Genomic DNA, 20,708 nt, shown 5'->3' on the forward strand with positions numbered 1-20,708 from the left:
ACCGGGACGCCGTCGGGAGGACCCACCCTCCCGGCGGCGTCCGCCGATGCGGTCACTGCGCCGCGGCGCCGTGCCGGCCGGCCCCGGCGGCGAAGAGGGCCGCGCCGGCCGCCGCATCCGCCGCCAACGACTCCATGCCGTACGCCAGCTCGGTCGCCATCGCCGCCGGCTCGGGCAACCCGCTACCGGCAAGCACCGCCGCCCGATCGTTGCGCAGGCAGGCCTGCGGGTGCCGGGCCAGCTCCGCGGCCAGCTCCTCGGCCTCCGCCCGCGCCGCGCCCGGGGCGACCAGCCGGTTGACCAGCCCCATGACGTACGCCTCCGGCGCCGGCACCGCCCGGCCGGTGAGGATCAGATCCATCGCCCGACTCTCGCCGATCAGCCGGGGCAGCCGGACCGTGCCCCCGTCGATCAGGGGGACGCCCCAACGCCGGCAGAAGACCCCGAGCACCGCGTCCGCCTCGGCGACCCGCAGATCGCACCAGAGCGCCAGCTCCAGACCGCCGGCGACGGCGTACCCGGAGATCGCCGCGATCACCGGCTTGCCGAGGACCATCCGGGTGGGGCCCATCGGGCCGTCCCCGTCCGGCTCGACCCGGTTGCCGCTCGCCGTGCCGATCGCCTTCAGATCCGCGCCGGCGCAGAACGTGCCGCCCTCGCCCCAGAGCACGGCGACCGAGGCGTCCGGGTCGGCGTCGAAGGCGCGGAACGCGTCGGCGAGCGACCGCGCGGTCGGCCCGTCGACGGCGTTACGCGCCGCTGGCCGGTCCAGGATCACCGTGGTCACCGCTCCGCGCCGCTCGACCCGTACGCCCATCGGCACAGGATGCCCGCGCGGGTGCCAACGCGCCAGGGGGCGGCCGGGGTCGGCCACGGCCGCGTGCGCCCTCACAGTGGGATCGGGTGCCGGCCACGCTCCGCGACAGATCCGTCCCCGGCGACCGGTTTGCGACGGCGAGGACCGGGAAGTCGGTACCCGTGCGAGCCTTACTGACGAGAATCGAGCAGAACACCCGGCTGGACCGGGTGGGTGACCCGCTGCAGCGTGCGGTCCAGGCGATCCTGCGACCGCAGCGGGTCCGGGACCTGCTGCACGGTGTGCCGCTGGGCCACCCGCTGCACCCGGCGATGGTGCAGGTGCCCGTCGGTTCCTGGATCGGCGCGGCGGTCCTCGACCTGATGCCCGGGCAGCGCCGGGCCGCCACGACCCTCACCGCCTTCGGCACGGTGAGCGCCCTGCCGGCGGCCGTCGCCGGGCTCAACGACTGGGCGGCGCTCGCCCCCGACCAGCGCCGGGTCGGCCTGGTGCACGCCGCCGCGAACACCGTCGCGGTGGCCTGCTACGGCGGCTCCCTGGCCGCCCGCCTCTCCGGCCGGCACGGGATCGGTCGCGCGCTCAGCATGGCGGGCCTCGGCATCGCCAGCATCGGCGCGTACATCGGCGGGCACCTGGCGTACAAGCAGGGGGCGCAGGTCAGCCAGAGCATCTCCGAGCTGCACCTGATCAGCCAGGGTTGGCACCCGCTGGGTGACCTGTCGAGCGTCCCGCAGCGGCAGCTGATCACCAAGGAGATCGACGACGTCTCGGTGATCCTCTACCGGCACGGCGACGACGTGACAGTGATGCTGGAGCGCTGCCCGCACCAGAGCGGCCCGCTGGGGCAGGGCGAGGTGCAGCAGGTCGACGGGCACGACTGCGTGGTCTGCCCGTGGCACGGCAGCACGTTCCGGCTCAACGGCGGCGAGGTGGTGCACGGCCCGTCCGGCAGCGACGGTCAGGTGCTGCCCACCCGGATCCGCAACGGCATGATCGAGGCGCGGCTGCCCTGAGGCGGCCGCCCACCGGGCCGGGTCGATTTCAGTCCCGGCGGTGTCGCCCCACCGGCATTTCACCGGCGGCCCGGGCGTGCGCGCCGGCCTGGCCACTGGGCAGCGCCCGCAGCTGACCGCCCGCACCCGCCCGCGCTCCGGCGGTGACCGGGCGGCGGCGCAGTCCGAGCACGGCACCGATCTGCGCGCCGACGATGCTCGCGACGGCGAGTACGGCGGAGACCGCCAGCGGCCGGTTCAGCCGGTCCGCCTCAACCGCCCGGGCCGCCCCCACCGTCAACGCGGGCGCTCCGCCGTCGGGTCGGGCGGCGGTGCCGCTCCCCTCCTGGCCGTCCGGTGTGGTCGGCGCCGGCCGAGTGCCGTGAGCCCCGGCGACCCGTTCCGGCGCGGGGCGGGGTGCCGGACGCTGTACGAGACGACCTGTCGCGTGCGGCCGTACGCCCCGGTCGACCGCCTGTCGCGGCAGCTTGAGCAGCTGCCCCGGGCGGATCCGGTCGGGGTCGGCGAGCCGGTTGATCCGGGCCAGCTCGCGGTAGTCGGCGAACTCGTCGAGGTAGCGCTCGGCGACCGCGCCGAGGTAGTCGCCCTTGGCGACCCGGTACACGGGCCGGTCACCGGCCTGCGTCTCCCGCACCTGCGCACCCGTCGTCACCGGTGCCGTCACCAGCGGGGTGGCCGGGGCGCCGTACGCCTGGGAGACCACCGGGTGGCTCAGCGTCGGCCCGGCGTACGCCTGACCGACGGTCGTGGCCGCGCTCGCCGCCGGGGCGGCGGCGACGATCAGCGCGACCGAGCCGACCAGCGCTGCCGCCGCGCGCTGCTGCCGGCTCATGCCGGGCAGCCGGGGCGCGGGCCGGCGCAGCGCCTGCGCGCCGAGCTCCACGAGCACCGAGAGGGTGAACGTGGCCCAGCCGAACCAGCCGACGAGCGCCAACGCCCGCAGGAAGAGCTGCCCGTCGTCGCGGCTGGTCAACGCGGCGCCGACCTCGGCCAGGGTCGGCACGTGGTCGGGTAGCGGATTGCCGGCGAGGGCGAGCAGCGCCACCGGGGCGCCGACCAGCACCGTACCGAGCAGGATGAGCGCGCCGAACCCGGTGAGGATCCGTCCGGTCCGGCGTACCGCGGAGCGACCCATGGCTGCCTTCCTTCCCTACGGTCCGGTGAGGGCGCGTGCGGTCGCCTCACCGCTGACGGTGATGGTGTCGTCGAAGCCCAACAGGCCGAGCATCGACCGGCGGTAGGTGATGGTGACCCGGACCCTGATCAAGGTTTCGCCGTTCACGACGGGGAAGCTGACCGTGTGTCCGGCGGCGCCTGCGGCGGCGAGGTAGTCGACCACCGCGGCGCGGGCGAGCCGCTTGTCGATCCGCTTCGGCCCGCCGGCGATCGCGGTGGCCCGGTCGACGGCCTGCCCGCCGGCGCGGGCCGCCTCGGCGGCCAGGTTGTCGGCGCGTTGCAGGGTACGCAGCTGACCGGCTCCGTCGTAGGAGAGCCCGATGACGGCGAGCACCCCGACCATCGCCACCGCGAGGAAGATGCTCACCCGCCCCGCGTCGCGGCCCGACCCGGCGGTCATCCTCTGCTCCGGTAGCGGTCCAGCGGCGAGGTGAAGCTCACCGAGATCGCGTCGCCGGCCGGCATGCCGGGCAGCACGGAGAGGTGCAGGTCCTCGTAGGAGACGGTGCAGCTCACCTGGACGGTGACCGAGGCCTCCTGCCCGGCCCGGCTGCCGAAGGCCGCGTTGAAGGTGGTGGAGCGCCCGGCGACCGAACCGGTGAAGATGAGCGTCGGCGCGCCGGTGCAGGCGAGGCCCCGCCAGTCCAGCTGCCGGCGGGCCGCGTCGCGGGCCTCGGCGCGAGCGGTCTCGGCGTCCCGGGAGATGGAGGCGGCTCGGGCCGCGTCGTGCGCGGCGGCCTCGAGCGCCTCGGCCGCCACCGCGTTGCGCCCGGTCACGCCGGCCAGCACGATCAGCGCGATGAACGCCGGGGCGAGCACCGCCACCTCGATGGAGACCGAACCCCGTCGCCCGTCGCGGGTCACGACGTGGTCCACCGTTCCACGGTGCCGTGGGCGGTCTGCCGCACGGGGAAGCTCACCAGGGGGATCACCGAGAGGGACCGGCCGCGCACCGTGCAGGTCACCTCGGTGGCGGTGGTCTGGCAGGTCGGGGCGGGCCGGTCCCAGCCGACCAGCCAGTCACCCGAGGCCCGGAGGAACCGGGTGGCCCGCTCGGTGCCGGCGTCCGCGGGAGCCTGGTGCACCCGCTGCGCGTTCACCGCGCTCTGCGCGGCGTTGAGCGCGGTCGACCGGGCCACGAACCAGACGGCCACCTGCACCGAGGCGAAGAGCAGCACCAGGATCAGCGGCATCACCACCGCCAACTCGACCGGGCTGGCGCCGCGATCCGCTGCACCGGCGGCGGACCGCCGTACCACCGCGTCGACCGCCCGGCGGACGGCACCGCGCCGGGGCCGGCCGGGCCCGGACGCGCGGGGGCGCCGGACGGCGGGTGTCGCCCGGCGCCCCCGGCGGTGAGCGGCTCGATGCATCGCCGGTTACGGCTTGGTCGGGTTGCTGTGGGCCGGGATGCCGTTCATCCAGTCCTCCGCCTTGGCCAGCGCCAGGCCGGTGACGATCGTCGCCACGAAGACCAGGCCGAAGATGATGACGGCGGTCGGCACCGGGCTGTCGCCGCGCTCGCCGTCGCGGCGCAGCTCGGCCAGGCGCGTCGTCAACGCGACGTGCACGTAGGTGATGAGGGACATGGCGTGCTCCTTGTCAGGTCGGGTCACATGCGGGCTCAGGTCGGGTCACAGCGGGCTCAGGTCGGGTCACATGCGGGCGATGAACGGGTAGACGACGAAACCGAGCAGGACGAAGACGAGCAACGCGCCCGGGATGTCGAGGCGGCTGGTCACCCCCTCGGCCCGGGCGAGGTTGTCGGTGCGGATCTGGTCGCGCAGCGAGTCGGCCCGGCTGCGCAGGGTCTCGTGGACCTGCGCGCCCTCGCTGCCGGAGGAGCGCATGATCGCCCCGACGTCGCCGAGTTCGGGGATGCCGATCCGGTCGGCGAGGTCGCGGAGCTCGTCCCAGGGGGAGTGCATCTGCATCTGGGCGATCCGCAGCGCCTCGGCGATCCGGTCGAAGACCCAGCCGTCGCAGACCGCGGCGGCCCGCTCCAGGGACTGCACCGGGCCGTGCGCGGCGGAGAGCTGCAACGCCACGAGATCCAGGTAGGTGCAGACCGCCTGCCGGAACTCCTCCCGCGCCTTGGCGGCCCGGGCGAGCACGGACCGGTGCGCCAGCAACGCCGCGACCAGGGCGAGCCCGAGGCTGCCCAGCACCGGCACCGCCAGCGGCAGCGAGATGCCGAGCACGAAGCAGGCCACCCCGAGCAGGGTGGGCGTGGCGAGCCCGATCAGCGCGGAGAGCAGCAGCGACAGCGCGTACTGCTCGGGAGCCTGGTCGATCAGCGCGAGCTGCCGGTGCGGCGGGCGCAGCCACCGGGAGAGGCCGGTGAGCCACTCCAGCCGCCGTCCGGCCGGTGTGGTGGGCGGTCGGGCCCCCGCCGGCTGGTGCAGGCGGCGCAGCGCGGGCCCGAGCGCCGGGGAGGCCGGCGCCAACTCGCGTACGACCAGGAAGAGGCCGAGCCCGACGGCCGCGCCCCCGCCGACCGCGATCCCGAGCTGCCAGTTGAGGTACGTGATCACGCGATCGCCTCCTCCGGATCGGGGGCGGGCAGGAAGCGGGCGGCCCGCTGCGGCCTGCTCATCGATCGAACCCAGGCCAGCAGGCCGACGAAGGTGGCGCCGAGCGCGGCCATCACGAGCTGACCGACCGGCGTGGCGTACGGGCGGATGTACTCGGTGTTGAGCAGCCCGTAGACCAGGGTGGCGAGGGTCATCCCGGTCAGGAAGCGCACCGCGAACCGTGGCTGGGTGCGCTTCGCCTCGACCTCCCGCCGGGTGGCGACCTCGGCGGCCGCGGCGGTGGCGATCGAGCCGAGCACGTCACCGAGGCGGTCACCGCGGTCGGTCAGGTGCAGGATCAGCGCGGCCACCACCTGGTCGCAGACCGGGTCGCCGATCTCGTCGGCGAACGCGAGCAGGGCGGAACGGCCCAGCCAGCCGGCCTGGAGCCGGGCGGCGAGCAGCCGTACCTCCTCCTCGATCTCCTCCGGCGCGGTGCCGACGGTGTGGATGATCGACTGCTGCAGCCCCTGCCCGGTGGCGGAGACGTCCTTGAGTCGCCGGGTCCACTCGCCGACCGCCTCGATCTGGGCGATGGCACGCTGCTCGGCCCGGCCCACATTGAACAGCCAGGGGGTGCCGGGCACCGCGACCGCGACCAGCAGACCGACCACGGGCAGGCCGGTGAGCAGGAACGCCGCCGCCCCGGCCAACAGCGCGCCGACCAGCAGGGCCTGGTGGCTCCGCCGCTCGGCGGGGGTGCTGCCCGACCCGTACCAGAGCCGGCTCAGACCGGGACCGGCGCCGGGGGCGGGCCCGGCCGGTCGCCGGGTGCCGACCAGCGCGACCACCGCCAGGATCAGCCCGGCCACGCAGGCGGCCCCGGAGACCACCGCGATCAGTTCGACGTCGTCGCGCACGCCGTCACCGCCGGGCCAGTCGGGTCTGCCGTGGCCGCCGCCAGGCCCCGGTGCCCGCCTCGATCCAGCGGCTCAGCAGGCGCGCGTCGTAGCCGACCCGGAGCAGCTGGTCGCGTACCCGCTCCGGCAGGTGACGGGGGACCGCCCGGCCGTCCGGCCCCGGGCCGAAGACCGTGGTCGTGGTGATCCGGCCGGCGTCACCGGCGCCGATCACCTCCTCCACGTGCGAGACGAACCGGTGCTTGCGACCGCCGATCGCGGTCTCGTCCTCCACTGTCACGTAGACGATCAGGTCGAGCGCGTTGCCGGCCATCCGGCGCGCCTGGTCGACGGTCATCTCCCGGCCGTGCGCCAGCGCCAGCTCGACGATGCGTTCGCCGACGCCGGCCGGCGTACGGGCGTGGATGGTGCACATCGAGCCCCGGCTGGTCGTCATCGCCTGGAGCATCGGGACGATCTCCCGGGACCGGACCTCGCCCACGATGATCCGCAGTACGCCCATCCGGAGCGAGACCGGGATCAGGTCGGCGATGGTCACCTCCCCGGCGGGCCGACCGTCCAGCCCCCGCTCCCCGTGCCCCTCCCGGGCCTCGAAGCTCATCACCGCCCGGTGCCGCGCCTTACGGCGGGCCGGCAGCAGCTCCCGGCTCTCCTCCAGCAGCACGTACGGCTCGTCCGGCGGGATCTCGTTCATCAGGGCCCGGATGACTGTGGTCTTCCCGGCGCCGGCGAGCCCGGCGACCATGATGTTCAACCCGGCCCGCATGGACGCGCGGAGGAAGTCGCGCAGCAGCGGATCGACCATCTCGTCCAGGTCGGGCCGGGAGCCGGCGATGTCGTCGAGGCTCACGTCCAGCGTGTTGTGTTTGCGGATCACCGCGTACGGGCGGTGGCTGACCAGGAACACCGCGGCGAGCCGGCTGCCGTCGGGCAGTTGCAGGTCGAGAGTGGGCTTCGAGGTGGAGAGGGAGCGTTCCGTGGCCCCGGCCCGGCGGGCCGCCGCCTGGAGGATCTCCACGAGTTCGGCGTCGCTGTCGGCGATCGGCTCGCTCCAGTCGATCCCGCCGCCGTGGCGGGTGATGCGCACCTGGTCGCAGCCGAGGATGTGCACCTCCTCGATGGTCTCGTCGACCAGCAGCGTCTGCAGCCGACCAAGCCCGACCAGCTCCGCGGTCACCTGGTCGAGCAGGTGCCGCTCCTCGTCGGCGGGCATCGGCGTGCCGGCCCGGCGGACCGAGTCGGCGTACTCGGAGACCACCGCCACGGCGAGCCGGGCCCGTTCGGTGTCCTCCTCGTCGTGGCTGAACTCCCGGCCGCGCTGCCAGAGGGCGAGTCGTTCGCTGAGCTGGCGGCGCAGGTCCCGGACCACCTGGAAGTCGACCCGGGGCCGGGGTGGCCGCGGCGCCGGGGCGACGGGTGGCGCGTGGTGCCGGTCGTTCGCCGGGGCGAGCGGCGGCGTGACGGAGGTGACGCTCGGTGGGGTGGCGCTCGGTGGCGTGACCGGGTCGGTCTCCGGCGGCTGCCGGCGCGGGTCGGTGGAGACGGGTTCAAAGCGCATCCGGGACTCCCTGCGGGACGGGCCAGGCCAGCCGGGCGCGGCGCCGGTCCAGCAGCGCGCCGACCGGAACCTCCAGCGCGGCCGCCGCGCGCATCAGCGGCCGTCCGGCCCGCACGGTGCCGCCGAAGCCGAGCACCCGGGCGGTACGCGGGTCCTCCGGCAGCCGGGCGATCACCGGCAGGCGCAGCACCCGGCTGATCTCGGTGCGCCCGTGCCCGTCGCCGACGAGCAGCAGCCGCAGGTTGCCCGGTGGCACCCGGTGCTCGGCGAAGTCCCGTTCGATCGCCCTGACCGTCGCCTGCGCGCCGGAGAGGTCCGGCAGTTCGGCGCGGGTCACCACGAGCACCACCGAGGCGGCGCGCAGCAGCGGCCACGGCGGGTTCGCCACGTGCAGCCGACCGCAGTCGACCAGCACGTCGTACGGGGGTGTGCCGCGTTCCAGCCCGGTGAAGAAGTCGGTGAAGCGCTGCCACAGCGGGGTGACGCTGCCGGACTGGGCCGGGTCGACCACGCCGGGCAGCAGCAGTCGTTCCCGCCGGGGCGCGTCCAGGTCGACCAGCTGCGACCAGAAGGCGGTCTCCAGGTTGCCGTCGCGCAGCTCGCCGACGGCCAGCTCACCGAGGCCACGCGGGCCGTCGAGCGTGCCGCCCAGGAAGCCGGCGAGGATCGAGCCGCCGGCCGGGTCGCACTCGGCGAGGACGAGCCGTCGGTGCCAGGTGAGCGCGGCGGCCAGCGCGGCGGTGGTGACGCCCGGGGATCCCTTCGCGGAGACCAGCGCGATGATCGCCATGCTCAGGCCGCCCCGGTGAGCACGACCGCGATCCGGTCCTGCGCGGTCAACGCCACCACGGCCGGTACGTCCCGGACGGCCAGCGCCAGGTAGACCACGATGTCGTCGCTCGTCTCGGAGGTGCTGGTGTCGATGACGGTGGCCTGGAAGCGGGTACCGCCGGCCGCGGCGGAGCCGTCGGCGTTGTCGTCGGGGGTGCTGATCAGCAGCAGCTTGTCACCGGGGTGCAGTTGCCGGGCGGGCACCTCGGCCGGGTCGAGGCCGAGCGCGAACTGCTGCTGGTCGGGGCCGAGCAGCGGAGCGTCGGTCAGCTGCCCCATCGTCAGCAGGGTGCCGGGCGTCAGCGACACCGCGGCCCGCTTGCCGAGCACCTCGTCGATCCGGTCGGCCGGCACCGGCGCGAGTCCCTGTCCGCCGGCCACCTGCACGGGCCGCAGGTCGTCGGCGCTGAGCTGCCGGCCCACCTCGACCGGGCGGGCCACCGCCAGGTAGTTGCCGGTGGCGCGTACCGAGGTGACCGCGAACGCGGCGCCCAGCCCGCCGAGGGCGATCAGCAGTACCGCCAGGCCGAGCAGCCCCGGGCGGATCCGGCGCTGGCGTACCACCCTGGGCGGGGTGACCGGCGCCTCGGCCGGGCTCGTTCCGTTGCGCGTCGCCAGGCTCACCGGTTCACATCCGTTCCGATCGAAGCGTCGTTGGCGCTCATCGCGTCACCACCTGGAGTTCGTTGATCTGGATCGCGACGTCTCCCGTCGTCCGCTGCACCGGGATCACGCCCGACTCGCCGCCGCCCTCCCAGGTCACCGTCCAGTACGTGGTGGCGTTGACCGCGTACGCGCCGGCCTTCGGGTAGCCGCGGTGGTAGCCGCAGGTCGGCGAGGGCTTGCCGGCGTACCGGCCGGTGACCTTGTACTCCGTGCCGGGGCCGGTGCAGGTGACCTTCTCGCCGTTGCCCATGTCCCAGACGATCCGGTCGAAGACGGCGGTGATCTCGACGGTCAGTCCCCGTTCGGTCTCGTCGTCGGAGATCACCGGACCGAAGGTCTGCGCGGCCCGCTCGCCCCACATCCAGACCGGCAGGCCGACCAGGCCGGGGCCGGTGGCCTTGCGGGGTGCGACCGCGATCCGGGGCGGCCGGATGCCGATCTGGGCGAGCGCCCGGCGGGCCAGCTCCTCGGGGTCGGGTGGGGCGCCGTAGCCGGGCGGGGGACCGTCGAGCAGCTCCTCGCGCTGGTCGCCGAGGTCGCCGCCGTTGCAGGTGAGCAGGTACCACTGCTTGCCCTCGGGGGTGTCCGGCGGCTGTGGCTCCTCGAGCTTGTAGTAGCAGCCGTCGGCGTTGTTGAACCAGCCGAGGAACTCGTCGTAGCACTTCACGGTGCGGCCGTTCCACTGGCACTTGCCGCCACCGCCGCCGCCGTCGGAACCGCCGCCGTCGCCGCCACCGTCCCCGCCGCCGCCGTCCCCGCCGCCGCCGGGCGTGCCGGGGTCGTCGTCCCAGACGGAGCAGTCGTGCTGCTCGGGCGGGCAGGAACCGCCCGGGTCGGCCCGTCTGGCGGCGCCGGCCGGGGCGATGCCCGCGGCGACGAGCGCGACCACCAGACCGAGACCGGCGACGCGGGCGGCGCTCCGGCTTCGGGTGGGCCGCCGACGGGGTGCCCGGGCCCGCGGGGGTCGGGCCGGGGCACCCCTGCCTCCCCGGGTCAGCACGGCTGGTCCTGGTGTGCGGTGCCGGCGCTGATCAGCCAGCGGCCGTCGGGATAGCGGGTGGCGGTGGCGGTGGCGATGTACCGCTTCCCGCCGCTGCCGGGAACCACCCGTCGGTCCTTGGTGTAGACCAGGCGGTATCCGGTCGCGTCGAGGCAGTCCTGGATCTCGACGGTGGCCGGCACGGTGTTCAGGCTCACCGCGGTCACCGTGGGGTCCGACTTCAACGTTCCGGTACGCATCGCGCCGTGCTCCTTCGCCTCGCGAATGGCCACTCGGACCCGGGTCAACAGCGGGTCCGCGAGGAACCGGGACAGTTCCGGCGCGTGCGGATCGCTGTTCCGACTTGCCGTACGGGACGCGGTCAGATAACCGGAATACGCGTCGAGGGCGGCTTTTCCGGCCGCCTGTTCATCGGGCTCCCGGTCGGCGTCGGCTGCGGCGGCCGGGGCTGCCGGCGGCCGGACGGTCGCCTCCCGGCTCTTGCCGCACGCCGTCATCGACGCCGTTGCCGCGATCGTCATCAGGCAGATTGCCGCTCGGCCGAACTGCCGTCCTCGCACCGCCGTGCCTCCTCGATGGCGACCCGACCGCAACCTCCTCGTCGCCGTCGGGCATGCGGAAGCGGGCCCGAATGGTCACATCCGGAGCTCTTGAATGCGCTACCGCATTTACCTTCACGGATCTCTTACGAAAGCGAAGCTCGATGCCTTCCAATCGTCTCGGTGAGGCTTGCGTCACACCCAAGGGGGGAGCATAAGCTGACGTCCGCCGATGCAACAGAGGAAATTCATTTGAATACGCTGAGTGATGACAGGTGGTGGTGGCGGGTGGCGACAGTCCAGTCCGCCCCGATCGCGTCCCGACGGGTCGCTCCCTGCGCCCAGCGGTGGCGCGGACCGGCGCCGGGTGCGGTCTCCGCTGGCCGGACGGGGGAGGCGAGTCGACCCACTCGCGGCATCTCGTCCGATCCGTCCGTTCGTCGCCGCTCGCCGGGGCCGCGCCGGTCGCCACGAGATCTGGCGTCCCCGGGGTTTGGCGCCGACCGGGGTCGGCCGGTCGCTTTCTGCGCCATCCGCTACACCCGAGCGTTCGTTAAGTCACGCTCCGTGTTCACGTTCGGCGGCTCGGGTGATCAAGCCGGACGGCGCGCATGGCACTGACCGGCCCTCGCCCACCACAACCCGCCCCGGAAAGCTCACCAGCGCCCGGTGACGGTGGACGCTCCGGCGTCGCGCGGGCCGCGGTGGCGGTTCTGCTGCTCACTCCGCTGCTGCGCCTGGCGGTGGTGCGGCACGCCGTACCGGCTGGATCCATCCTCCGCGCCGGCTGCGCGGCCTGCGGCGCGGTGGTGGAGCTGCGGCACCCGTGGCCCGCGCTCGGCCCGACGGCCCGCTGCCGCCGATGCTCAGCCCGGACGGGGCCGCGACCGGGCTCCGTCGAGCTGGCCGCGGTCGGGGCGGTCGCGCTGCTCGTGCTGCTGGGTCCACCCGTGGCCGAGCTGGCCGCGGTCGCCTGGTGGCTCGGCTGGGTCCTGCCGCTCTGCTTCATCGACCTCGCCTTGCACCGGCTGCCGGACCGGCTCACCTGGCCGGCGGCGGCCGGAGTGGGGCTGCTGCTCGGGCTCGCCGCGCTCACCGGCGCCGGTGCGGGTCCCTGGCTGCGGGCGGTCCTGGGCGGAGCCGGGCTCGCGCTCTTCTTCGCCGCGACCACCCTGCTGCTCGGCGCGCGGGGGTTCGGGTTGGGCGACGCCAAGCTGGCCCTCGGTGCCGGGGCGCTGCTCGCCTGGCACGGCTGGCCGGTGCTGGTGGCGGGGCTGCTGCTCGCGCTGGGGCTCTCCGCCCTGGTGAGCCTCGGGCTGCTCGCCGCCCGTCGGGCCCGCTGGTCCAGCCACCTGCCGTTCGGCCCGTTCCTGGTGCTCGGCACCCTCGCCGCGCTGCTGTTGTCGGGCTAGTGCCGGGTGCCACCGATCGGGTCGGCCACCGGCGATTCGGCGGGTGCCCGGCGGCGCAGCAGCACGACCACCGCCCGCCGCAGCGGCGGAACGAGCAGCAGGACCACGCCGGCGCCGAAGAGCAGACCGGCGACCACGTCGTGCGGATAGTGCACGCCGACGAAGACGCGGGAGAACGCGGCGAGCGCGGCCAGGGCCAGTGCCACGAGGCCGATCCGGCGGGCGAGCAGCAGCGTGGCGACCGCCAGCGCCCCCGCGACCGTCGAGTGGTTGCTCGGGAACGACCAGTCGCCGGTCGGCGGGCAGGAGCCCGCGATGATCGCCTCGGTGGCGGCACGGCACGGACGATCCTGGTCGACGATCGTCTTGAGCCACTCGCTGCCGCCGTACGCGAGGACGACCGGAATCGGCGCGACCAGGGCGAGTGCCCGGTCCCGTGGCCCGCCGCCGAGGCGGGTGAGCGCCGCGGCCAGCAGCAGCAGGCCGAGCAGCACGATCGCCCCCTCGGTGAAGTGCCCGGCGAACCACCGCACCGGCTCCGGGCTGCTCGCCGCCGCGTCGACGACGTCCTGGTACCAGTCGGCGCTGATCTCCGGTACGTCGATCGTGCCGTTCTCCACCATCAATCACCCCACGCCTCGTTCATGCCCCGTTCACCTGGAAGAAAGGTACAGATAACCCAGATTCAACGGCAGTGGCGAAGGGAAGGAGTGCGAACTGACTTTCGTCCCAGTGATCTCACAGGTTGGATTTGCCATGATCCGGAGGCGCGGCGCGGCGCGGCCGACGCGACGGCCGTGGGCCGGAGACCACGGTCGAGCTGTGGCACCACGGCGAACGGCTCGCCGTCGGCGGTGGCGCGCCGTGCCTCCGGCCGATGCCTTCGGTGCCCGATCCCGGGCCCGAGCCGCCCTCTCCGCCGGGTCGGCGTCCGCCGCGCCGGGCCGGTGGCTGAGGCTGAGCCTCAGAACGTCTCAAGCCCGCCGGACATCCGCTCCCGGACCTCCTCCAGCGCCTCGAAGGCGTACGCCCAGTTGTGGCACTTGAAGCTGCGCAGCCCGTCGATGGCGGTGTGGCAGTCGGCGCAGCGGACGCCGGGGATCGCGTCGGGCACCTCGGTGTTGACGTACTTGTGGTCGCCGAGGATCACCATGGCGATCATCGTCCGGTCGTGCACCCCGTCGAGGGCGGACGAGACGATGTCGTACCAGGTCACCCGTCGGCCGCACTTCGGGCAGTCCGGTTCGTCGCCGCTGACCCAGAGCGGTGCGCCGATGCTGCGCGGCGGGATGCCGAGCAGCTTCTCCAGCCGCCGCACATCCGACTCGGGCGTGGTCCAGCGCTGTCGGCCGGGCAGCGCGGCGGGCGAGTCGTAGACGGCACGGAACAGGTCCGGTTCGACCCGTACGGTCTCCCGCTGACTGGTCATCGGCGTCCCTCCTCGACGGTTGCCCCCACCGTGGGCCGCCGGCGGCGGGGGTTGCAGCCGGATCAACGACAGGACGGGCCGCCGGGTCGTCCTCTCCGGTGATCCTCGTGGACGCGCACCTCGCCGCGCCGCGAGTGCCCGATCATGCAGTTTGTGGTGCGTCACCGGGCCGGCGCGGAACGCCGATCCGGACGCCACAGCCGCATGATCGTCGTGGCGGAGCGGCCGGAGGAGCAGGATGGCGGGCAGTCGCGAACGGTTGCTGCGGCACCGCGAGGACCCGGTGAGCGCCTCCTTCCTGGAACTCTTCTTCGACCTCGCGTTCGTGTTCACGCTCAACCAGGTGGGCGCCGTCCTGCTGGCCGACCCGAGCATCGACGGGGCCCTGCGGACCGCCCTGCTGCTCGCCACGGTCTGGTTCCTCTGGGTGACGACCACCTGGTCGGCCGACTGGTACGCCCCGGACGCGCCCGTCGTGCGGGTGGTGCGGATCGGCGCGGCGCTCGCCGGTCTGCTCATGGGAGTGGCGGTCCCGGCGGCGCTGGACGACCGGTCCGCGCTCTTCGTCGGCGCCTACCTCGTGGTCAACGCGGGCCGGGGCCTGCTCGGCCTCGTCGTGCTGCGCGGCCATCCGCTGCGCCGACGCATCGGCCGGATCCTGTGCTGGTTCGCCGCCAGCGGTGTGCTGTGGTTGGCCGGGCTGTTCCTGCCGGCGGCGCGCGTACCGCTCTGGGGGCTCGCCCTGCTCGTCGAGTACGCCGGGCCGAGCGTGGGGTGGCCGACGCCTTGGCTGGGACGGTCGCGGCCGCAGGAGCTGCGGCTTCGCGGCGCCCACTTCGCCGAGCGGTTCCGGCAGGTCTTCATCATCTCGCTCGGCGAGCTGATCTTCTCGGCCGGTCTCGCGTACGCCGAGAGCGAGACGAGCCCGGCGCAGACCGGCGCCTTCCTGCTGATCTTCGCCACGGCGGTGCTGCTGGGGCTGCTGTACGTCACGCCGGGCGGGCGGCAGTTGGCCTCCGCCATCGAGCGCGCCAGACCGACGCGACTCGGCACGGCCTCCAACCTTCTGCACCTCGTGATGATCGCCGGGGTGGTCTCCACCGCCGTGGCGGCGGAGGTGGTCATCGGTCACCCCGGCGAGCCGGGTGCGGTGGCGGTCGTCGTGGCCGGTCCGGCGCTCTTCCTGGCTGGGCGGTTGCTGCTCTCCGCCGCCATCAATCGGCGGATCTCGCTGCCCCGGTTGCTCGGGCTGCCGGTCCTGGTCGCCGTGGGGCTCGTGGCGGCGGATCTTCCCCTGCTCGTGGCGACCGCGGTCACCACGGCCGTCCTCGTCGCGGTGGCCGTGCTCGACCGGGCCCGGGTCTTCGCGCCGGGCTGACCGGGCAGCCGCCGCTACGCCCGCCGGCGGCGGGATCGTCCGTCCCGGGACAGCGCGGCGCGTGCGCCGGTCCGGCCGCCGCGTCCCGGCCCTGCGGCGGTCACCGCTACTGCTGCTGCTCGCGGAGCCGCTGCTCGACGGCCTCCTGCACGCGGGCCTCCTCACGCTGCTTGCGCGCCGTGCGGTTGCGCCGCCCGAGCCGGATCGCCAGCACGACGATCGCGATGAGGACGAGGAGCAGGAGCAGCAGCGTCCACGGGAGGACCCAGGCGTGGGTCGTCTTCTCGACCTTGTCGAGCGGGGTGACGGAGCCGGACGCGTCGGTGAGCAGGGGCGTGAGGCCGGCGGTCGCGGCGAGCCGGATCGCGGGGCTGACGTCCTTGACGGGCACGGTGACCTGCCAGCTCTCACCGGGCAGCAGCTCCGGCGTCTTCGGCAGGTCGCGGGCCTTGGTGCGCAGCAGCCCGAACGGGCCGGAGACCGAGGCCGCCTGCTGGCTCGACAGGGCGGCGTTGCCGGTGTTGTGGACCTTGTAGCTGATGGTGGCGTCGCCCCTGCCGAACGGGTTCCAGGTGCCCTTGTAGTCGACGTCGAAGTCCTCGATCGCGAGAGCCGGCTTCAGCTCGCCGCCGACGCGCAGCTTGATCCGGATGCCGAGCCGCCGGTCCACGTTGATGCCCTCGGCCTGGTCGGGCTGGGTCAGCGAGGTGAGGACGCCGCCGACGTAGTCGCCGGGGGTGGCGTTCGCCGGGACGCTGATCTTGAACGGGACGGTGGCGGTCTTCCCCGGCTGGATCGCGACGCTCGCGGCGTTCGCGTGCACCCAGGCGCCGATGGCGACGGACTTCTTGTCCCGGGTGAGCAGGTCGAGCTGGCCGGACTCGGTGGTGAAGCCGTCGGCGGCGTAGACGGTGAGGTTCAGCGGGGCCGTGCCGCGGTTGGCCACGACCATCCCGTCCTCGATCGTGCCGCCGGGGTTGACGTTGTAGCTGTAGCTGGACCGGGTCGCGCCGTAGCTGTTGGAGGCCGTTCTGACCGTCCAGGTGACGTCGCCATCCGCCGCCAGAGCGGGTCCGGCGCCGACACCGGCGACCGCGGCGGCGGCGAGCAGGGACAGGGCGGTCGTACGGAGAAGCTTGGCGGTCCTGGTCTTCCAGCGCGTTGCGGGCGCGTGCATCTCTGGTCCTCGGGTGATCTTGGGGTGGCTCGAAACGGGTGGCGGGGTAGGCCCCGAAGGTGCCTACCCCGCCGGTCAAGCGGATCCGATCAGCTGCTCAGGGCAGTGATCGTGAGGGTGGCGCGGTAGCTGCCCTTCGCGACCTCGTTCGGGAACTTGAGGTCGAGGTCGGCACCGAGCTTGGCGGTGCCACGGGCGTGGCCCTGGTCGGCCGCACCGAGGCCGCGCGAGACCGCGAGGCCCTGGCCCTGGTCGTCGTAGCCGGAGACCACCGGCGCGCCGGCCTGGGCACCGGCCCCGGACTCGACGATCTTCGGCGACCAACCGAGGTACGAGCCGGCGAGGGTCTTGTCGCCGTCCTTGAAGTCGCTCACGTTGGCCGAGATCGACCACGGGGCGAGCGAGAAGCGACTGTCCGAGACGACGATCGGGTTGATCTTGCCGTTCGCCTCGAAGTACCAGCCGTCGTGCTCCTGGGCGGTACCCAGGTTCACCAGGCCGTTGTAGCCGTCGATGGTCCAGCCGAACTCACCGGTCGCGTTCGGCACGTTGACCTGGATGGCCTGGCCGTCACCGTTGTACGGGTGGATCGTCACGTTGTCGACGAGCGAGCCCACCGGCTGACCGTCGGCGGTGTTGGTGCAGGACAGGCCCTTCTCGACAGCCGCGTTCGGCGCCGCGCAGGTGCCGCTGCGGATGTTCTCGACAACCAGCTTGTCGGACTTGACCTGAACCTTGACGTAGGTCCGGACGTGCTCCTGGTTCTGCACGGAGTTGTACCAGAAGCTGTCCGGGTTCAGCGGGTCCGGGCGCTGGCCGTTCGGGTCGGTGTCCGCCGCGTTCGGCTTCTTGATGTCGTAGTACTTCGAGCCGGAGGCCGAGTTCGCCGTCACGTAGATGACGCCGCCCGGGCCCGGGTACACGTCGGCAGCACCCGGCTGCTCGGCCGGGTTCTGCTTCTGGCCGTTCTTGATCGAGTAGCTACGCGAGTAGCTGTGGTCGTGACCCTGCAGCACCAGGTCGACGCCGAGCTCGGAGAAGGCGGTGGTGAAGTCCTTCCGCCGCTGCTTGTTGTCGCCGTCACCGGAGTGGCTGGCCGGCGAGTAGATGGCGTGGTGGTAGTTCAGCACCGTCCACTTCGCCTCGGCGCCGTGCTTGTTGATGACGTCCGTGACGTACGCGACGTGCGCCGTGTCGCCACCGAGCGAGCCGTCGGCGGGGTTCACGTAGCTGTTGCTGTTCAGGTCGATGAAGAGCGTGTCCTTGTAGATGTACCAGTAGTCACCGCCGGAGCGGGTCGCCGAGTCGCCGTTGTAGTACTGGCTCGAGCGGTCCGTGTTGGGGGTGAAGTGGTGCTGCTCCCAGGACTTGCCGCCGACGTCGTGGTTACCGATGGTCGCCGCGACCGGGTACTGCCGCAGCTGGTCGGGGGCGAGGAACGCGTCCCACTGGGCCTCGTTGTTCGCGGACTCGACGTGGTCACCTCCGGAGACCAGCAGCTCGATGTCCGGGTTCGCGGCGGTGGCGTACCGCAGCGTCTCCGCCCAGCCGGCACCGTCCTTGGCGACGTCGCCGGAGGAGCCGATCTGCGGGTCGCCGAAGAACAGGAAGTCGTAGTCGCCCTCGAAGTCGTGCGTCTTGAAGGCGTACGCCGGAGACCAGTTGCCCTCGGAGCCGACGCGGTACGAGTACCCCGTGTTCTCCTTCAGGTTCGTGATCGTGGCGTGCCGGTTGTAGCCGGTGGTGGAGGTGTTCGCCGCGCCGGTGGCGTCGACGGTGACGGCATCGGCCGGGAACTCGCCGTTGACGATCGAAGCCGTCGGGGCGACCTGGACCTTCTGCGCGGTGTCACCCGAGGAGTACCAGGTGACGATGCGCTGGGTCTCGTTGGCGCCCACCCCGAGGACGATGCCGCTGTAGGAGGTGGCGTCGGCGGCGCTGGCGGCGGTGGTCAGGCCACCGCTGAGGGCCACGCCCAGACCGAAGATCGCCGCAGCGGCCCCGGTGGCCACGCGACGCCGCACAAGCCGAGCGGCCTGCGCTGAGGTGCTCATTCTCATCAATTTCCGTCCTTTTCGGATGAGAGGTGCTGCGAGAGCGTCCTCAACCTGGCGGTGTCCGGTGAACCGATCATGAATTGGGCCGGGCCGGCTGGCATCGCTCCCAGGAAGACCAGCGTTCTCTCAGAATCCGAATACGCGCTGCACGAACCAGAAAAGACCCATACCGGCCACACCTGCGGAAACCGCACCGGTGGCCCAGAGCCCGACCTTCGGCGACCGTCGGCGAAGCACCGCCAGCAGCGGAAAGACGACGGCGATAATCGCGAGTTGAACGATTTCGATTCCGACGTTGAACACCAGCAGCGACCACAGCAACTGCCACGACCAAGCCTCATCGATGCCCAGTGCGCCCGCGAAGCCCAAACCGTGTACGAGACCGAAGCAGAACACCACCGCGAGGCGGAGCCAACCCGCGCGGTCCAAACTGAAGTGTCCGTGCCCCGCCGTCTCCAGCTCCGTGGCGTGGTCGCCGCGCCGCCAGATCCCGAAGAGGTGCCAGGCGGCCACCACGGCGATCGACAGGGCGATGACGGGCTCCACGATCCCCGCCGGGGCGTCGACCAGACCCAGCGCCGCGAGCATGAACGTCACCGAGTGCGCCAGCGTGAAGCTCGTGGCCGCCAGCACGATCTCGCGCAACCGCCGCGACCCGGCGATGAGCGCCAGCAGGAACAGGATGTGGTCGAGCCCCGTCAGCAGGTGCTCGGCGCCGAGGCGCAGGAACTCCCAGAACCGCTCGTACCACGCCTGGCCGGTCGAGAAGGACGGATGCTCGGCGTCGAGCGCGGCACTGCCCGAGCTGCCGTCGACGTCGTACGTGAGGATCGTCTTGGTGCCCTTGACGTAGCCCTCCGAGTCGGGGAAGAGCGCAGCGCGCACCTCGTGCGCCTCGCCGTGCTCGCCGCACGCCCAGTCGAGCAGCACGTTCGCGTACGGCACGCCCTCGCGTACGCCCATCGTGAAGTCGCCCAGCTGGCTCGGTGCGCAGGTCGCACCGTTGGAGGTGACCGAGACCCGGTTCGTGACGTACCCGACCGCCGACTTCTTGTGAGCGTTCAGCGCTGCGGCCATGCCGGGCATGTCCCGGTCGTCGAAGGCCGGCTGCCCCTGCTGGAAGAGCGGGTCGTCCTTCTCGTAGTCGGCGGTGGAGACGACGAAGAGGTCGTACTCCAACTCCAGTTTCGTCCGTACGTGGCCCTCATCACCAGCTGTGACGTCGCCGTACACGGTCGACGTGAATCCGTGGGCGAAGGCCGGCCCGGTGCTCAGCAAGGTGATCACCACGGCGGCGAGTCCGACGACCACGGCGGCGAGGCTTCTGCGAATACGTTGCGACATGCTCTTCCTTCGGTTGGCCAGTGCACGGTGCATGTCGCGGATGAACGGCAACCGGTCGAACGAAGAACCATTGGCAAACAAAGTCGCAGGTCAGACCTCCGATGGCGGCATCCGGCACCACCTGGGATAAGAAGGAGCCCGCACTTTCCGTACGCCTCGAGAGGACGAGCGATCATCTTGCGTCCCCCGCTTCGGGCCGTTGCGACCCTGGCCGCGGTCGCCGCCCTGCTCACCGGCTGTGGCACCGGCGACGACTGGTCGCAGCCCCGCCCCACACCCAGCCCCGTCGGCGCCCTCGGCGCCGGGTTCGTCGACCCCACCGACCCGCCCAAGCCCGAGGGGACCGTCACACCGCGGCCCGGGTCATGGAACGCGGTCCACCCGCCGAAGGACTACCGGGTGGTGCTGATCACCACGGGCGACGACGGCCCCACCAAGGCCCTCGTCAAGGCGGTCGAGGAGTGGGCCGAGGACGAGGACGTCGACCTCCGGACGATCGTCCCCAAGGACGCGCACGACTTCGTGCCGAGCATCGACCGGGCCGTCAAGATGACCCCGGACCTCATCGTCAGCGCCGGCAACGACCTCATCGACCCGCTCGCGATGGTCACCGCGAGCCACCTGTCACAGCAGTTCCTCGTCGTCGGTGCGGAGGTCGCCGAGCCCACCCACAACGTGACGGCGGCCGACTGGTCCGGTGCGTCGTTCCGCGGCGAAGGGCTCGGCATGTCCTCGACGTACGACCCGAACTCCTTCACGCCCGAACGCTGCGCGGCAGCCATCCGGGCGGGCGTCGCGGCCGTGCTCAACAACCTGACCGGCATCGTGATCTGGCTCGACCAGCACTGACGGCTCCCTTTCCCGGGCCGGCTGTGCTG

Annotated in this window: 22 protein-coding genes; 4 read left to right on the forward strand and 18 right to left on the reverse strand. The window is 72.9% G+C overall.

Going from position 1 to position 20,708, the window contains the following annotated elements; all coding sequences use genetic code 11:
* Nucleotides 1-52: 52 nt before the first annotated feature.
* Nucleotides 53-817 (reverse strand): crotonase/enoyl-CoA hydratase family protein, encoded by a 765-nt coding sequence (locus D7044_RS25650; RefSeq protein ID WP_120690427.1) that lies wholly within the window; start codon nucleotides 815-817, stop codon nucleotides 53-55.
* A gap of 161 nt (nucleotides 818-978) precedes the next feature.
* Here D7044_RS25650 and D7044_RS25655 point away from each other — a divergent pair, with 161 nt between their 5' ends.
* A complete protein-coding gene (locus D7044_RS25655) occupies nucleotides 979-1,830 on the forward strand; it encodes a Rieske (2Fe-2S) protein (protein WP_120690428.1) in 852 nt (283 codons plus the stop codon).
* Nucleotides 1,831-1,858: 28 nt separating this feature from the next.
* Here D7044_RS25655 and D7044_RS25660 read toward each other — a convergent pair whose 3' ends face one another.
* The 12 genes from D7044_RS25660 to D7044_RS25720 form a co-directional block, all read right to left on the reverse strand.
* Nucleotides 1,859-2,965 (reverse strand): LysM peptidoglycan-binding domain-containing protein, encoded by a 1,107-nt coding sequence (locus D7044_RS25660; protein WP_120690429.1) that lies wholly within the window; start codon nucleotides 2,963-2,965, stop codon nucleotides 1,859-1,861.
* Nucleotides 2,966-2,980: 15 nt separating this feature from the next.
* Nucleotides 2,981-3,406 carry a pilus assembly protein TadG-related protein gene (locus D7044_RS25665; protein WP_120673841.1) on the reverse strand — a complete coding sequence of 142 codons (426 nt, stop codon included), beginning with the start codon at nucleotides 3,404-3,406 and terminating at the stop codon, nucleotides 2,981-2,983.
* Nucleotides 3,403-3,882 (reverse strand): TadE/TadG family type IV pilus assembly protein, encoded by a 480-nt coding sequence (locus D7044_RS25670; RefSeq protein WP_120690430.1) that lies wholly within the window; start codon nucleotides 3,880-3,882, stop codon nucleotides 3,403-3,405. The genes D7044_RS25665 and D7044_RS25670 overlap by 4 nt, the downstream gene beginning before the upstream one ends.
* On the reverse strand, nucleotides 3,867-4,379 hold the full coding sequence (locus tag D7044_RS25675) for a TadE family protein (protein ID WP_120690431.1): 513 nt from the start codon (nucleotides 4,377-4,379) through the stop codon (nucleotides 3,867-3,869). The genes D7044_RS25670 and D7044_RS25675 overlap by 16 nt, the downstream gene beginning before the upstream one ends.
* A gap of 6 nt (nucleotides 4,380-4,385) precedes the next feature.
* Nucleotides 4,386-4,595: a hypothetical protein gene (locus D7044_RS25680; RefSeq protein ID WP_120673838.1), complete on the reverse strand. Its 210-nt coding sequence runs from the start codon at nucleotides 4,593-4,595 to the stop codon at nucleotides 4,386-4,388.
* Between the two features lie 66 nt (nucleotides 4,596-4,661).
* Complete coding sequence (locus D7044_RS25685; RefSeq protein WP_120690450.1) at nucleotides 4,662-5,537, reverse strand: type II secretion system F family protein; 876 nt, start codon at nucleotides 5,535-5,537, stop codon at nucleotides 4,662-4,664.
* On the reverse strand, nucleotides 5,537-6,439 hold the full coding sequence (locus tag D7044_RS25690) for a type II secretion system F family protein (RefSeq protein WP_120690432.1): 903 nt from the start codon (nucleotides 6,437-6,439) through the stop codon (nucleotides 5,537-5,539). The genes D7044_RS25685 and D7044_RS25690 overlap by 1 nt, the downstream gene beginning before the upstream one ends.
* Nucleotides 6,440-6,443: 4 nt before the next feature.
* Entirely contained in the window at nucleotides 6,444-7,997 is a 1,554-nt protein-coding gene (locus tag D7044_RS25695; RefSeq protein WP_120673835.1) for a CpaF family protein, read from the reverse strand.
* The gene (locus D7044_RS25700; protein WP_120673834.1) at nucleotides 7,987-8,787 is read right to left on the reverse strand and encodes a ParA family protein; all 801 of its coding nucleotides are present in this window, start codon (nucleotides 8,785-8,787) and stop codon (nucleotides 7,987-7,989) included. Before D7044_RS25700 ends, D7044_RS25695 begins: the two co-directional genes overlap by 11 nt.
* Nucleotides 8,788-8,789: 2 nt before the next feature.
* Nucleotides 8,790-9,452 (reverse strand): SAF domain-containing protein, encoded by a 663-nt coding sequence (locus D7044_RS25705; RefSeq protein WP_120690433.1) that lies wholly within the window; start codon nucleotides 9,450-9,452, stop codon nucleotides 8,790-8,792.
* Nucleotides 9,453-9,489: 37 nt separating this feature from the next.
* Nucleotides 9,490-10,494, reverse strand: coding sequence for a hypothetical protein (locus D7044_RS25710; protein ID WP_199716770.1), 1,005 nt, complete (start codon nucleotides 10,492-10,494; stop codon nucleotides 9,490-9,492).
* The gene (locus D7044_RS25720) at nucleotides 10,488-11,015 is read right to left on the reverse strand and encodes a hypothetical protein (protein WP_233562895.1); all 528 of its coding nucleotides are present in this window, start codon (nucleotides 11,013-11,015) and stop codon (nucleotides 10,488-10,490) included. The genes D7044_RS25710 and D7044_RS25720 overlap by 7 nt, the downstream gene beginning before the upstream one ends.
* 722 nt (nucleotides 11,016-11,737) lie before the next feature.
* On the opposite strand from D7044_RS25720, the gene D7044_RS25725 reads away from it, so the two are divergent.
* On the forward strand, nucleotides 11,738-12,445 hold the full coding sequence (locus D7044_RS25725; protein WP_233565128.1) for a prepilin peptidase: 708 nt from the start codon (nucleotides 11,738-11,740) through the stop codon (nucleotides 12,443-12,445).
* Here the strand turns inward: D7044_RS25725 and D7044_RS25730 are convergent.
* Both D7044_RS25730 and D7044_RS25735 read right to left on the reverse strand, forming a co-directional pair.
* Nucleotides 12,442-13,068, reverse strand: coding sequence for a phosphatase PAP2 family protein (locus tag D7044_RS25730; protein WP_120673829.1), 627 nt, complete (start codon nucleotides 13,066-13,068; stop codon nucleotides 12,442-12,444). The two genes, D7044_RS25725 and D7044_RS25730, sit on opposite strands and share 4 nt — an antisense overlap.
* Before the next feature lie 341 nt (nucleotides 13,069-13,409).
* Entirely contained in the window at nucleotides 13,410-13,874 is a 465-nt protein-coding gene (locus D7044_RS25735) for a hypothetical protein (RefSeq protein ID WP_120673828.1), read from the reverse strand.
* Between the two features lie 238 nt (nucleotides 13,875-14,112).
* On the opposite strand from D7044_RS25735, the gene D7044_RS25740 reads away from it, so the two are divergent.
* Entirely contained in the window at nucleotides 14,113-15,252 is a 1,140-nt protein-coding gene (locus D7044_RS25740) for a low temperature requirement protein A (RefSeq protein WP_120690436.1), read from the forward strand.
* Between the two features lie 106 nt (nucleotides 15,253-15,358).
* On the opposite strand, the gene D7044_RS25745 is transcribed toward D7044_RS25740, so the two are convergent.
* The 3 genes from D7044_RS25745 to D7044_RS25755 form a co-directional block, all read right to left on the reverse strand.
* The gene (locus D7044_RS25745; protein ID WP_120690437.1) at nucleotides 15,359-16,429 is read right to left on the reverse strand and encodes a COG1470 family protein; all 1,071 of its coding nucleotides are present in this window, start codon (nucleotides 16,427-16,429) and stop codon (nucleotides 15,359-15,361) included.
* A gap of 89 nt (nucleotides 16,430-16,518) precedes the next feature.
* On the reverse strand, nucleotides 16,519-18,483 hold the full coding sequence (locus D7044_RS25750) for a purple acid phosphatase family protein (protein ID WP_233565129.1): 1,965 nt from the start codon (nucleotides 18,481-18,483) through the stop codon (nucleotides 16,519-16,521).
* 129 nt (nucleotides 18,484-18,612) lie between these two features.
* Nucleotides 18,613-19,830, reverse strand: coding sequence for a HupE/UreJ family protein (locus D7044_RS25755; protein WP_120690439.1), 1,218 nt, complete (start codon nucleotides 19,828-19,830; stop codon nucleotides 18,613-18,615).
* Nucleotides 19,831-20,007: 177 nt separating this feature from the next.
* Between D7044_RS25755 and D7044_RS25760 the strand changes: the two genes are divergently transcribed.
* Complete coding sequence (locus D7044_RS25760) at nucleotides 20,008-20,679, forward strand: type 1 periplasmic-binding domain-containing protein (protein WP_120673823.1); 672 nt, start codon at nucleotides 20,008-20,010, stop codon at nucleotides 20,677-20,679.
* The last annotated feature ends 29 nt before the right edge of the window (nucleotides 20,680-20,708 follow it).

Origin of the sequence: Micromonospora musae (genome assembly GCF_003626635.1) — a bacterium.
Taxonomy (GTDB): domain Bacteria; phylum Actinomycetota; class Actinomycetes; order Mycobacteriales; family Micromonosporaceae; genus Micromonospora; species Micromonospora musae.

Excerpts from the sequence above, each read along its gene's own strand:
- D7044_RS25650 (WP_120690427.1), bottom strand. The coding sequence starts at position 817 with ATGGGCGTACGGGTCGAGCGGCGCGGAGCGGTGACCACGGTGATCCTG.
- D7044_RS25660 (WP_120690429.1), bottom strand. The coding sequence starts at position 2,965 with ATGGGTCGCTCCGCGGTACGCCGGACCGGACGGATCCTCACCGGGTTC.
- D7044_RS25665 (WP_120673841.1), bottom strand. The coding sequence starts at position 3,406 with ATGACCGCCGGGTCGGGCCGCGACGCGGGGCGGGTGAGCATCTTCCTC.
- D7044_RS25675 (WP_120690431.1), bottom strand. The coding sequence starts at position 4,379 with ATGCATCGAGCCGCTCACCGCCGGGGGCGCCGGGCGACACCCGCCGTC.
- D7044_RS25680 (WP_120673838.1), bottom strand. The coding sequence starts at position 4,595 with ATGTCCCTCATCACCTACGTGCACGTCGCGTTGACGACGCGCCTGGCC.
- D7044_RS25695 (WP_120673835.1), bottom strand. The coding sequence starts at position 7,997 with ATGCGCTTTGAACCCGTCTCCACCGACCCGCGCCGGCAGCCGCCGGAG.
- D7044_RS25700 (WP_120673834.1), bottom strand. The coding sequence starts at position 8,787 with ATGGCGATCATCGCGCTGGTCTCCGCGAAGGGATCCCCGGGCGTCACC.
- D7044_RS25720 (WP_233562895.1), bottom strand. The coding sequence starts at position 11,015 with ATGACGATCGCGGCAACGGCGTCGATGACGGCGTGCGGCAAGAGCCGG.
- D7044_RS25730 (WP_120673829.1), bottom strand. The coding sequence starts at position 13,068 with ATGGTGGAGAACGGCACGATCGACGTACCGGAGATCAGCGCCGACTGG.
- D7044_RS25735 (WP_120673828.1), bottom strand. The coding sequence starts at position 13,874 with ATGACCAGTCAGCGGGAGACCGTACGGGTCGAACCGGACCTGTTCCGT.
- D7044_RS25740 (WP_120690436.1), top strand. The coding sequence starts at position 14,113 with ATGGCGGGCAGTCGCGAACGGTTGCTGCGGCACCGCGAGGACCCGGTG.
- D7044_RS25745 (WP_120690437.1), bottom strand. The coding sequence starts at position 16,429 with ATGCACGCGCCCGCAACGCGCTGGAAGACCAGGACCGCCAAGCTTCTC.
- D7044_RS25750 (WP_233565129.1), bottom strand. The coding sequence starts at position 18,483 with ATGAGCACCTCAGCGCAGGCCGCTCGGCTTGTGCGGCGTCGCGTGGCC.
- D7044_RS25755 (WP_120690439.1), bottom strand. The coding sequence starts at position 19,830 with ATGTCGCAACGTATTCGCAGAAGCCTCGCCGCCGTGGTCGTCGGACTC.